14 protein-coding genes are annotated in these 11,712 nt (G+C 62.6%); 11 read left to right on the top strand and 3 right to left on the bottom strand.

Annotated elements, in window-relative coordinates:
* Positions 1-11 precede the first annotated feature (11 nt).
* Positions 12-143, bottom strand: a complete 132-nt coding sequence (locus FURADRAFT_RS21230) for a hypothetical protein (protein WP_268869728.1) — start codon at positions 141-143, stop codon at positions 12-14.
* On the opposite strand from FURADRAFT_RS21230, the gene mutY reads away from it, so the two are divergent.
* From mutY to FURADRAFT_RS06880, 10 genes are all read left to right on the top strand, one after another.
* Entirely contained in the window at positions 142-1,182 is a 1,041-nt protein-coding gene (gene mutY / locus FURADRAFT_RS06925; protein WP_008953421.1) for an A/G-specific adenine glycosylase, read from the top strand. The genes FURADRAFT_RS21230 and mutY overlap by 2 nt on opposite strands.
* A gap of 62 nt (positions 1,183-1,244) precedes the next feature.
* Complete coding sequence (locus FURADRAFT_RS06920; RefSeq protein WP_008953420.1) at positions 1,245-3,446, top strand: RelA/SpoT family protein; 2,202 nt, start codon at positions 1,245-1,247, stop codon at positions 3,444-3,446.
* A 353-nt stretch (positions 3,447-3,799) separates the two neighbouring features.
* Positions 3,800-4,228 carry a 50S ribosomal protein L13 gene (rplM, locus tag FURADRAFT_RS06915; RefSeq protein WP_008953419.1) on the top strand — a complete coding sequence of 143 codons (429 nt, stop codon included), beginning with the start codon at positions 3,800-3,802 and terminating at the stop codon, positions 4,226-4,228.
* Positions 4,229-4,242: 14 nt separating this feature from the next.
* Positions 4,243-4,635: a 30S ribosomal protein S9 gene (gene rpsI / locus FURADRAFT_RS06910; protein ID WP_008953418.1), complete on the top strand. Its 393-nt coding sequence runs from the start codon at positions 4,243-4,245 to the stop codon at positions 4,633-4,635.
* A gap of 124 nt (positions 4,636-4,759) precedes the next feature.
* Positions 4,760-5,803 (top strand): N-acetyl-gamma-glutamyl-phosphate reductase, encoded by a 1,044-nt coding sequence (gene argC, locus FURADRAFT_RS06905; protein ID WP_008953417.1) that lies wholly within the window; start codon positions 4,760-4,762, stop codon positions 5,801-5,803.
* Between the two features lie 179 nt (positions 5,804-5,982).
* The gene (gene erpA, locus FURADRAFT_RS06900; RefSeq protein ID WP_008953416.1) at positions 5,983-6,333 is read left to right on the top strand and encodes an iron-sulfur cluster insertion protein ErpA; all 351 of its coding nucleotides are present in this window, start codon (positions 5,983-5,985) and stop codon (positions 6,331-6,333) included.
* 57 nt (positions 6,334-6,390) lie between these two features.
* On the top strand, positions 6,391-7,257 hold the full coding sequence (locus FURADRAFT_RS06895) for a CheR family methyltransferase (RefSeq protein ID WP_008953415.1): 867 nt from the start codon (positions 6,391-6,393) through the stop codon (positions 7,255-7,257).
* An 82-nt stretch (positions 7,258-7,339) separates the two neighbouring features.
* Entirely contained in the window at positions 7,340-8,599 is a 1,260-nt protein-coding gene (locus tag FURADRAFT_RS06890; protein ID WP_008953414.1) for a D-amino acid dehydrogenase, read from the top strand.
* Positions 8,600-8,673: 74 nt separating this feature from the next.
* Positions 8,674-9,060, top strand: a complete 387-nt coding sequence (locus FURADRAFT_RS06885; protein ID WP_008953413.1) for a group II truncated hemoglobin — start codon at positions 8,674-8,676, stop codon at positions 9,058-9,060.
* A 98-nt stretch (positions 9,061-9,158) separates the two neighbouring features.
* On the top strand, positions 9,159-9,467 hold the full coding sequence (locus FURADRAFT_RS06880) for a hypothetical protein (RefSeq protein WP_008953412.1): 309 nt from the start codon (positions 9,159-9,161) through the stop codon (positions 9,465-9,467).
* Between the two features lie 69 nt (positions 9,468-9,536).
* Here FURADRAFT_RS06880 and folB read toward each other — a convergent pair whose 3' ends face one another.
* Positions 9,537-9,896, bottom strand: a complete 360-nt coding sequence (folB, locus tag FURADRAFT_RS06875; RefSeq protein WP_008953411.1) for a dihydroneopterin aldolase — start codon at positions 9,894-9,896, stop codon at positions 9,537-9,539.
* Positions 9,897-9,967: 71 nt separating this feature from the next.
* Here folB and plsY point away from each other — a divergent pair, with 71 nt between their 5' ends.
* Positions 9,968-10,612: a glycerol-3-phosphate 1-O-acyltransferase PlsY gene (plsY, locus tag FURADRAFT_RS06870; protein WP_008953410.1), complete on the top strand. Its 645-nt coding sequence runs from the start codon at positions 9,968-9,970 to the stop codon at positions 10,610-10,612.
* A gap of 74 nt (positions 10,613-10,686) precedes the next feature.
* On the opposite strand, the gene FURADRAFT_RS06865 is transcribed toward plsY, so the two are convergent.
* Positions 10,687-11,646, bottom strand: coding sequence for a histone deacetylase family protein (locus tag FURADRAFT_RS06865; protein WP_008953409.1), 960 nt, complete (start codon positions 11,644-11,646; stop codon positions 10,687-10,689).
* Between the last annotated feature and the right edge of the window lie 66 nt (positions 11,647-11,712).

The following is an 11,712-nucleotide window of genomic DNA, read 5'->3' as shown; positions in this document are numbered from 1 at the left end:
TCTCGTGAAAATCAATCCCCTATTTTAAGCCAGATCGCCCGGCGGCGCTTGGAATTCCCATGCCCAATGCCGCGCGGCGTCTTGGTCGCGTCAGGGCTTTGCAGTACCATGTCCGGTTCGTTTCTCAGCAGGAAAAGCAGCATGGAAAGCGCCTTCGCCGAGCGCCTGATCGCCTGGCAGCAAACTCACGGACGGCACGGACTGCCGTGGCAGGTGAGCGATCCCTACCGGGTATGGCTGTCGGAAATCATGCTGCAGCAGACCCAGGTGAGCACGGTGCTGGGGTATTACGCACGTTTTCTCGCGCGTTTTCCCGACGTCGCCAGTTTGGCTGTTGCGCCGCTCGACGACGTGCTGACCCTGTGGAGCGGCCTCGGCTACTACACCCGGGCACGGAATCTGCATAAGGCCGCGGGCATGGTGATGAGCGAGTTCGGCGGGCAATTCCCGCAGGAGCGCAACCAGATCGAGCGTCTGCCCGGTATCGGCCGCTCCACCGCGGCGGCGGTCGCCGCCTTCGCTTTCGGCCAGCGCGAGGCCATCCTCGACGGCAACGTCAAGCGCGTACTGACGCGCTGCTTTGGCGTCGAGGGCTTTCCCGGAGAGAAGAAGGTCGAACAGCAGTTGTGGGTCCTGGCCGAATCGCTGCTGCCAAATCAAGGCATGACCGCCTATACCCAAGGCATGATGGATCTGGGCGCTACCGTCTGTACCCGCAGCAAGCCGGCCTGTACCGTCTGTCCGATGGTCGATCGCTGCGTCGCCGCGCGCGACGGGCGCTGCGCCGAGCTGCCGGCGCGCCGGCCGAAGAAAGTGGTGCCGACGCGGCGTACCGTGATGCTGCTGGCCGTGCACCAGAACCGCGTCTGGCTGGAGCGGCGTCCGCCCAGCGGCATCTGGGGCGGCTTGCTGTCGCTGCCGGAGTTCGAGACTTCCGAGGCCGTCGAGGCATGGCGGCGCGAGCGCGGCCCGGGCGACCTGTTGCCGGCCTGGCCCGAGTTGGAACACGTATTTTCGCATTTCCGGCTGATCATCACCCCGCAGCCGTTGCGGCTGGAGGCTCTGGACGGACGCGTGGCGAAGGAAGAAAACGGCAGCTGGCTGGCGCTGGACGAGGCTCCCGATGCCGGGGTGCCGGCCCCGGTGCGCCGGCTGCTGCACAGGTTGGCCGAAGAGCGCTGAACCTTCAGCGTGCGATGTTGACGAAGAGGACGGCCAAGCGGCCGTCACGAGAATAGAGAATCATGGTTTCCGTAGTCCGTTCCGTAGCCGATACCCTGGCTGGTGCCGCCGATCCGCAGCGCTGGCTCGAGCACCTTTCCGCCTCGCAAAACGAGGCCGACCGCAGTGCGCTGGCCCGCGCCTTCAACTGCGCGCGCGAGCTGTACGCCGGCAAGCGCCTGACCCAGACCGGCGAGGACGTGTTCAGTCACGCCGTATCGGCCGCTGCCATCGTCGCCGATCTCGACCTGCTGACCGACGCCGTGGTCGCCACGCTGCTGTTCGCCGTGCCGGATTTCCGCGAAGACTGGCACGAATGGATGACGAACGAGTTCAACCCCACCGTTGTGGTGCTGGTGGATGGCGTCAACCGCGTGCGCAGGCTCACCGAGATCGCCCGCATCGACAAGCTCGACACCCCGGAGGAGCGCGCGCGCCAGGCCGAGACCATGCGCAAGATGCTGCTCGCCATGGTGGCCGATATCCGCGTGGTGCTGATCAAGCTGGCCTGGCGCACTCAGACCATGCACTACCTGACCGAGTGCCCCGAACCGGTGCGCCGCGCCATCGCCCAGGAAACCATGGACGTGTTCGCCCCGCTGGCCAACCGTCTCGGCGTGTGGCAGATCAAGTGGGAACTGGAAGATCTGGCATTCCGCCATATCGAGCCGGAAAATTACAAGAAAATCGCCAAACTGCTCGATGAGCGCCGCCTCGGCCGCATCGACTACATCGCGCGCGTGCTCGACACCCTGCGTGGTGAACTGCGCGCTGCCGGCGTCAACGGCGAGGTGGCCGGCCGGCCCAAGCACATCTATTCCATCTGGAAAAAGATGCGCAAGAAAAACCTCGACTTCTCCGAGCTGTACGACATCCGCGCCGTGCGCGTGCTGGTCGAATCGGTCAAGGACTGCTACACCGTGCTGGGCCTGATCCACAGCATGTGGCAACCGGTGCCGGGCGAGTTCGACGACTACATCTCGCACCCCAAGGCCAACGACTACCGCAGCCTGCACACCGCCGTCATCGGCCCGGAAGACCGCGTCATCGAAGTGCAGATCCGCACTTTCGACATGCACGAACACGCCGAATTCGGCGTGGCGGCGCACTGGCGCTACAAGGAGGGAGGCAAGGGCGATGCCGCCTACGAGGAAAAAATCTCCTGGCTGCGGCAACTGCTCGACTGGCGCGAGGAGGTTTCCGACCGCTCCGGCCTGACCGACGCCTTCAAGACCGAGCTGTTCTCCGACACCATCTACGTGCTGACTCCCAACGGACGGGTGCTGGCGCTGCCCAGCGGTGCCACCGCGATCGACTTCGCCTACGCCATCCATACCGACCTCGGCCATCGCTGCCGCGGCGCCAAGGTGGAAGGGCAGATCGTGCCGCTGTCCACGCCGCTGCAGAACGGCCAGCGCGTCGAGATCCTGGCGGCCAAGGAAGGCGGCCCCAGCGTCAACTGGCTGCACGAAGGCTGGGTCAAGAGCCATCGCGCCATCGCCAAGATCCGCCAGCACATCCGGTTGCAGAACGCCGACGCGGTGCGCGAGAGCGGGCGACAGCTGTTCGAGAAAGAGCTGGCGCGCCACCCCAACCTGCAACCCAACCTGGCCGCGCTCGCCGAAAAACTCGGTTTTGCGCGCATGGACGAGCTCTACGGCGCGCTCGGCCACGGCGAGCTGTCGATCCGCTCGGTCGCCCAGGCGATCGAGAGCTTCGCCCCGCCGCCACCGCCGGACATCGCCCCGGAAGACCTGGTCAAGCGCAGCAAGGGCGGGCACAACGCCGGCGGCATCCTGATCGAAGGCATCGACAACCTGATGACGCAACTGGCGCGCTGCTGCAAGCCGGCGCCGCCCGACGCCGTGGTCGGCTTCGTCACCAAGGGGCGCGGCATCTCCATCCATCGCGCCAATTGCCTCACGCTCAAGCGGCTGTCGGCGGACGCCCCCGAGCGCCTGATCGCCGCCGACTGGGGCGAGCAGAAGACCAGCGTGTTCCCGATCGACATAGAAGTGATCGCGCACGATCGCAACGGCCTGTTGCGCGATATTTCCGACGTCTTATCGCGGGAAAAGCTCAATGTCATTGCCGTGAACACGCTCTCCAAGGATCTCAAGGCGCGGATGCGTTTCACTGTCGAGGTGCGGCAGGTCAACGACATCAACCGTGTCCTGTCTCATGTGCTTGATTTGCAAGGAATTCTTGAGGCGAGGCGAGTGTGATTCAGACGTCAGTTGCAAATTTATACTGCACTGCACAAAAAATACTTGCGTAATCGATCACATGTGCCGATAATCGGTACTGCATCAGGACGTTACATGCAACGTGTGCGTTTTGGTGTTGTCTCCTCCATCCTCCTTCTTAGGTGGAACTTGGCGCAATCTAACGGTTGCGCTTTTTTTTTTTGCCTTTTGCACAAGCCCCAGGTGGCATTTCTGGTGCTTTGAGACACCCGTTACAACACTTTTCCGAGCTCGCCTCACCTCGCCTTTTCTGTTGCCGCACAAGGGTTTGACAGTGCCCGGGCACTGTAATAGAATCCGGAACTTTCAAGAATTTACGATGGAAGAGCTCCATGAAGACCTTTTCTGCCAAGCCGCATGAAGTAAAGCGCGAGTGGTACGTGGTCGATGCCTCGGACAAGGTGCTGGGTCGCCTCGCGGCCGAAGTTGCCCGCCGTCTGCGTGGCAAGCACAAGCCGGAATTCACCCCGCACGTTGATACCGGCGACTACATCGTAGTCGTTAACGTCGACAAGCTGCGTGTTACCGGTGCCAAGGCACTCGACAAGAAATACTACCGTCACACCGGCTATCCGGGCGGTATCAAAGAGCGTTCCTTCACCGAACTGCAAAACCAGTTCCCGGAACGTGTTCTGGAAAAAGCCGTCAAGGGTATGCTGCCGAAGGGTCCGCTGGGTTACGCCATGATCAAGAAGCTCAAGGTATACGCCGGTAGCGAACATCCGCACACTGCTCAGCAGCCGAAAGTGCTGGAATTCTGATTTAGAGGCAAAAGATGAACGGTAAATATTATTACGGTACCGGCCGTCGCAAGAGCTCGGTAGCGCGTGTATTCATGCAAAAGGGTTCCGGCCAGATCATCGTCAACGGCAAGCCGGTTGACGAGTACTTCGCCCGTGAAACCGGCCGCATGGTGATCCGCCAGCCGCTGGCTCTGACCGAGCACCTCGAGTCGTTCGACATCAAGGTGAACGTGCTTGGTGGCGGCGAAACCGGCCAGGCCGGCGCCATCCGTCACGGCATCACCCGTGCCCTGATCGACTTCAGCGCCGAGCTGAAGCCCGCTCTGTCCCACGCAGGCTTCGTTACCCGCGATGCCCGTGAAGTCGAGCGTAAGAAAGTCGGTCTGCGTAAAGCACGCCGCGCCAAGCAGTTCTCCAAGCGTTAATCCGCTGCTGGACTGGATCGAAAAAGCCACCGCGAGGTGGCTTTTTTGTTTTGTTGCGTTGGCTGGTTACTCTACTTAGACTGTCGTCTTTGCGACATTGTTTTACAGCTACGAGGAGTTGGGCATGATCAAGGTGGGTATTGTCGGTGGCACTGGGTACACCGGGGTGGAACTGCTGCGTCTGCTGGCCGGGCATCCGGCGGCACACGTCACCGCGGTAACCTCGCGCAAGGAAGCCGGCATGCCGGTGGCCGAGATGTTCCCGAGCCTGCGCGGTCGTGTCGATGTTGCCTTCTCCACTCCCGAGGAGGCCAAGCTGACCGAGTGCGACGTGGTGTTTTTCGCCACCCCGCACGGTGTTGCCATGGCGCAGGCGCGCGAGCTGCTGGAGGCGGGCGTCAAGGTGATCGACCTGGCCGCCGACTTCCGTCTGAAGGATCCTGCCGTGTTCCAGCAGTGGTACGCCATGGAGCACAGCTGTACCGACCTGTTGGCCGAAGCCGTGTACGGGCTGCCGGAAGTCAACCGCGAGGCGATCAAGGCCGCGCGCCTGGTCGGCATGGCCGGCTGCTACCCGACCTCGGTACAGCTCGGCCTGCTGCCGCTCCTGGAAGGCGGCAAGCAACTGATCGACGTCGAGACCCTCATCGCCGACTGCAAGTCCGGCGTGTCTGGGGCCGGCCGCAAGGCCGAGGTCGGCACGCTGCTGGCCGAGGCCGGCGACAACTTCAAGGCCTACGCCGTCAAGGGGCACCGCCACTCGCCTGAGATCATGCAGGGTCTGTCGGCGATCCACGGCGCACCGGTCAAGCTGACCTTCGTGCCGCATCTGACCCCGATGATCCGCGGCATCCATTCCACGATCTACGCGCGCATCCGCCCCGAAGCCAGCGCTACCGACTTCCAGGCCTTGTTCGAGCAGCGTTTCGCCGCTGAACCGTTCGTCGACGTGCTGCCGGCCGGCAGCCATCCCGAGACGCGCTCGGTACGCGGCTCCAACACCGCACGCATCGCGCTGCATCGCCCGGGTAACGGCGACCTGCTGATCGTGTTGGTGGTCGAGGACAACCTGGTCAAGGGGGCTTCCGGCCAGGCGGTGCAGGTGATGAACCTGATGTTTGGCCAGCCGGAAAACGCCGGTCTCGATATCGTCCCCTTGTTGCCGTAAGTACGGCTGACAGGGCAGGGACACGTCAGCAGTCGGAGGCTTTTTCGCCGCCGTGGATATGGGGTGCGGCTTTTGCACCCACCTGCCGTATTGAAAACTGGCCAGCCGGCCTAATATCCGACTAAAATAGTAGGATGAAAGCCGTGCTGACGGCATTTGTTTGTTTTGTGAGGTAAAAAATGACTGCTACGACCGAAATGCCGAGCCCGATCGCGTTCACCGACAGCGCCTGCTCCAAGGTGCGCGACCTGGTGGCGGAAGAAGGCAATCCGGACCTGAAACTGCGCGTCTTCGTGACCGGCGGTGGCTGTTCCGGTTTCCAGTACGGCTTCACCTTCGATGAAATCGTCAACGAAGACGATACCGCCATCGAGCGCGAAGGCGTCACCTTTCTGGTCGACCCGATGAGCTACCAGTATCTGGTCGGCGCCGAGATCGACTACCAGGAAAGCCTGGAAGGCTCGCAGTTCGTGATTCGCAATCCGAACGCCGAGACCACCTGCGGCTGTGGCTCGTCCTTCTCGGTATAAGCAATCCACGCTAAGATAAGACCCGGGCTTCCGCCCGGGTTTTTTTATGTGGATTTCATGATCAAGCTGCCATCGATTGCCCTGCCCAAGGTCGAGTACACGCGTGAATTCGCCTTCAATGATGCCGATTTCGAACGCATCCGCAAGCTGATCTACCGCGAAGCCGGCATTGCCCTGAATCCTTCCAAGAAGGACATGGTGTACGGTCGCCTGGTGCGGCGCATCCGTGAACTGAAGCTCTCCAGCTTTGCCGCTTACCTCGACCAACTCGAGTCCGCCTCCGGACGCCGGGAGTTCGAGCAGTTCGTCAATGCGCTGACGACCAACCTGACGTTCTTCTTTCGTGAAGAACACCATTTTCCCATTCTCTCCGAGCACCTGAAAAAGAAGGCACAGCAGGGGGGGGAACTCGCCATCTGGTGCGCCGCGGCCTCGACCGGCGAGGAGCCGTACTCGATCGCGATGACGGCGCTGGAGAGCGTGCCGGGCGCGCGCGTGTCGATCACCGCCACCGATCTCGATACCACGGTGCTGGAAACCGGCCGCAAGGGCATTTACCCCGCTGACAAAATTGCACGTCTGCCGGCTGGGCATGCCACGCGTTTTTTTGACAAGCAGGGCGACGGCAGCTACCAGGCCAAGGCCGCCTTGCGCAGCATGATCAGCTTCTCGCGCCTCAACCTGATCGACAGCACCTGGCCCCTGCGCAAGCAGTACGATGCCATCTTCTGCCGCAACGTGATGATCTATTTCGATCGCGATACCCAGCTCGCCGTACTGAAAAAGTTCGCGCCGTTGCTGAAGCCGGATGGCCTGCTGTTCGTCGGTCATTCCGAAAACTTCTATTTTGCCGCCGACCTGTTCAAGTTGCGCGGCAAGACCGTGTACGAGCTGGCCGCCAATGGCGCCGGCCGTTCGGCTTGAACATGTGCCCGCGCCGCCCTAGGGCCCGGGCCGTACCCGGCGGACATGCCACCCTCTTTGCTATCGTGAACGGGGTTCTACGATGAAGGTGGTGGTGTTGGGGGCGGGCATCATCGGCGTCTCGACGGCCTGGTTCCTGGCGCGTGACGGGCACGAGGTGGTGGTGCTGGAGCGGGCGACCGGTCCGGCGCGCGAGACCAGTTTCGCCAATGGCGGACAGATCTCGGTAAGCCACTCCGAGCCGTGGGCGCAGCCGTCCACCCCATGGAAAGTGTTCAAGTGGTTGCTGCGGGAAGATGCTCCGCTGCTGTACCGGCCGCGCTTCGACAGCGCCCAGTGGGCCTTTGCGCTACGCTTTCTGCGCGAATGCCTGCCGCAACGCGCGCATCGCAACATGCTGTGCATGCTGGCGCTGGGGCGCTTCAGCCGCGACACCTTCGCGCTGATCCGCGAGGAAACCGGCATCGCCTTCGATCACCTGGCGCGCGGTATCGTGACGCTGTTCGAGTCCCGCCGGGATCTGGAACAAGCCTTGCGCGCGGCCGAAACCATGCGCGAGTTCGGCGTCGACAAACGGGAGATTTCGCGCACCGAGCTGCTGCGGATCGAGCCTGCCCTGGCCGCCAGTGCCGACCGCATTGCGGCGGCCTGCTACTGCGACAGCGATCAGTCCGGCGATATCCACAAATTCACGTCGGGGCTGGCTGCGGCCGCAGCGGCCTTGGGCGTGGAGTTTCGCTTTTCCACCCGCATCAACGCCTTGTTGGCCGAAGGCGGCGACGTCGCCGGGGTGTCGGTGACTCGCCCGGATGGCTACTTCGAGACGGTGCGCGCCGATGCCTACGTGCTAGCGCTGGGCAGTTACAGCACACCGATTGCGCGCAGCGTCGGTCTCGCGCTGCCGGTGTATCCCGCCAAGGGCTATTCGGTCACACTGCCCATCCGCGAGCCCGCGGCGGCGCCCACGGTGGCGCTCACAGAGGAAAGCTACAAGGTCTTCATGTCACGGCTGGGAGACCGCTTGCGCGTGGCCGGCACCGCCGAACTCGCCGGTTACTCCTCAACACTCAACCCGGTACGCTGCGGCCTACTGGTGCAACGCGCGCGGGCGTTGTTTCCTGATGCGTGCGACTGGGAAGGGGAGGTTCAGTACTGGACCGGTCTGCGGCCCGCCTCGCCGGGCAATGTGCCGCTGATCGGGCGTACCCGCTACCCCAGTCTTTATCTGAACACCGGCCATGGCACGCTGGGCTGGACTGAAGGTCCGGGCTCGGGGCGGGCGCTGGCCGACATCATCGGTGGGCGCCGCCCGCCACTGGATTTTCCTTTTACCGGCTGCTGATGAGGCACTGGCCTGGCTTGTGACGCACAGGCGAGGTCGATTGCCATGGCAGCGCAACTTGGCAGGATAGAACGATGCAGGACATGACCCCCTTTCAACTGTTGGGCGGAGCCGGCGTGGTGCGCTGGCTGACCGACCGCTTCTACGACATCATGGACAGCGACCCCTCCGTGAAAGCGCTGCGCGACATGCATCCGGCCGACCTGACCGAGTCGCGCGACAAACTCTACATGTTTCTGTCGGGCTGGCTCGGCGGCCCCTCGTTGTACATCGAAAAGTATGGCCATCCGCGTCTGCGTGCCCGGCACATGCCATTTCCGGTCGACAGCGTCGCTCGTGATCAGTGGATGTCCTGCATGAGTCGTGCCATTGCCGACCTGGTGGTGGAGGAAGCGCTGAAAGAGAAGCTGCTGGAGGCCTTTTTCAATACCGCCGACTTCATGCGCAATCAGCAAGAATAAACGAATAATTGAAGATGAAATAACTTCTTGAATGAATTTAGGGATGATCCATGCTGATATGAGTAGCGGCTTTCCGTCGACCTTGCAGGACGATCGCCATGAAATACTCGTTGTGCTGGATCTCTGTGCTGTGCGGCTGTTTTGCCATGCCGGCACTGGCGAAATGTCCCGAGGGCGCGTGGATGTGCGCAACGCCGGGAGCGGCCTATGCCGGCAAGAGCGAAAGCCGGGTTGCCGCCACCGAGACGGTGGTGCTGCGCTCGGGCGCGTTTGCCCTGGAGCGGATCGATTCGCCTGGCGGGCAAAGTCTCGATCTGCGGCCTAGCTGGCGTCTCGACGAGGATACCCGCCTGTCGCTCAAGGTCACCAAGCACCAGACAGAGTTGCGCTTGAAGTGGCAGTGGTAACGAATGATCAGCACAACACCTTGTGCCAACAAAAAACGGCCCGCATGCGGGCCGTTGCCTTTGCCGGGATCAGTGCGGCCGGTGGCCGCGCTCTATCATGACCCCGACCTGTTTTACTCCCGGCAAAATGCCGAGCTTGGTTACCGAAACCTTGACCCATGGCGCGCCGAAATCCTCGCGGATGACCTTGGCGATGTATTCCGCCAGCGCCTCGATCAGCAGGAAATGCTGCTCGGCTAGCGCCTTGCGCAGGCGTTCGACCACCACGCCGTAATGAATGGTATCGCCGATATCGTCGCTATGGCACGGCACTTCGCTCGGGATGCCGATTTCCAGATCGATTTCGATGACTTGCGGGGCTTGCCGCTCCCATTCGTAGACGCCGATGACGGTGTCGGCGCGCACCTCGCGCAAGAAGATGATGTCCATTGGAGCGCGGCAGTTGGGGATTGCCGCCTGATACCGTAAAATTCGAAGTCTTGCATTTTAGTGGATATACGATGACCACGACAGCTTTTGCTTTTCTCGTGGCGGCCTACCTTATCGGTTCGCTGTCTTTCGCCGTGATCGTCAGCCGCCTGATGGGCATGGCCGACCCGCGCTCCTACGGCTCCGGCAACCCGGGGGCCACCAACGTGTTGCGCAGCGGCAAGAAGCTGGCCGCCGTGCTGACCCTGCTGGGCGACGGCATCAAGGGCTGGGTGGCGGTGGCGCTGACGCAGTGGCTCGGCCCGCGTTATGGCCTGGGCGAGCAGGCGGTGGGCATGGCCGCCATCGCGGTACTGGTTGGTCACATGTGGCCGGTATTCTTCGGCTTCAAAGGCGGCAAGGGGGTTGCCACCGCCGTGGGCGTGCTGTTTGGTTTCAACCTGTGGCTGGCGCTGGCCGCCGTGGCCACCTGGCTGTTCATGGCCGTCGTAGTGAAGATTTCCTCGCTGTCGGCGCTGACTGCAGCGGTATTGGCCCCGGTCTACGCTTTCTTCATCGTCGGGCCGCACAGCGTCTACTTCGGCAGTTCCATCATCATCGCCATTCTGGTGGTGCATCGTCACAAGTCCAACCTGATCAAGCTGCTGACCGGGCAGGAGGGCAAGATCGGCGAGAAGGCCGACGGCTCAGCCGGCAACGGATTCGGCGGACAGTAACTGTCAGGATGAAAAAAGCCGACGTAATGTCGGCTTTTTCATGTCTGCAACGCGTAGAGGGTCCGGTCCGGCGCCTATCCCTCCGACAGCACCCGCAGGTGCGCCACCACGCTGCGCGCCAGTGCCGACAGGTCGTAGCCGCCTTCCAGCACCGAGACGATGCGGCCCTCGGCGTGTTGTGCGGCCACCGCCATCAACTGCCGCGTCACCCACTCGTAATCCGCCTCCACCAGTCCCAGCGATCCCATGTCGTCCTCGCGGTGCGCGTCGAAGCCGGCCGAGATGAACAGCATCTGCGGCTGGAACTGGTGCAGTGCCGGCAGCCAGACGTTTTCCACCGCCTCGCGGAATTCGCGCCCGCCGCTCCCGGCCTTGAGCGGCACGTTGTGCATGTTGGGGCCGAGCGGCTGGTCGCCGCAGTAGGGGTAGAACGGATGCTGGAACGTCGACACCATCATCACCCGTGGATCGTCACGGAAGATCTGCTCGGTGCCGTTGCCATGGTGCACGTCGAAGTCGATGATGGCGACCCGCTCCAGCTTGTAGTAAGACAAAGCATGGGCCACGCCGACGGCCAGGTTGTTGAAGAAGCAGAAGCCCATGGAGCGGTCGCTCTCGGCATGGTGGCCGGGCGGGCGCACGGCGCAGAAGGCGTTGGGCGCCTTGCCCTCGCACAGCAGGTCCACCGCCTTGACCACGGCGCCGGCAGCACGGAGCGCAGCCGGCAGCGTGCCCGCCGACATCGCGGTGTCGGGGTCGATACGGAAAGTGCCGACCGCGGGCGCGCAGGATTCGATGTATTCGACGTAGCGGGGCGGATGGATGCGCGCCAGCTGCTGGTCGGTGACCAGCGGCGCCTCCACCTCCTGCAGGAAATCGAATAGCTGCGACGCCATCAGTTGGTCGCGAATGGCGGTAAGCCTCTCCGGACATTCCGGATGGCCGACCCCCATATTGTGCAGCAGGCAGTCGGAATGGGTGATGTAGGCGGTCAGTCCGTTGTGCGGCAGGCGGTTTTTCAGCCAGTTGAACACGAGCGTTTCCTTGTTGCGTAGAATGGGACGCAATCTATGACTTTTTGATAAATAGTGCTCGGAACC

Origin of the sequence: Pseudogulbenkiania ferrooxidans 2002 (assembly GCF_000174355.1) — a bacterium.
Taxonomy (GTDB): Bacteria; Pseudomonadota; Gammaproteobacteria; order Burkholderiales; family Chromobacteriaceae; genus Pseudogulbenkiania; species Pseudogulbenkiania ferrooxidans.
This window is presented reverse-complemented; position numbering and strand designations above follow the sequence as displayed.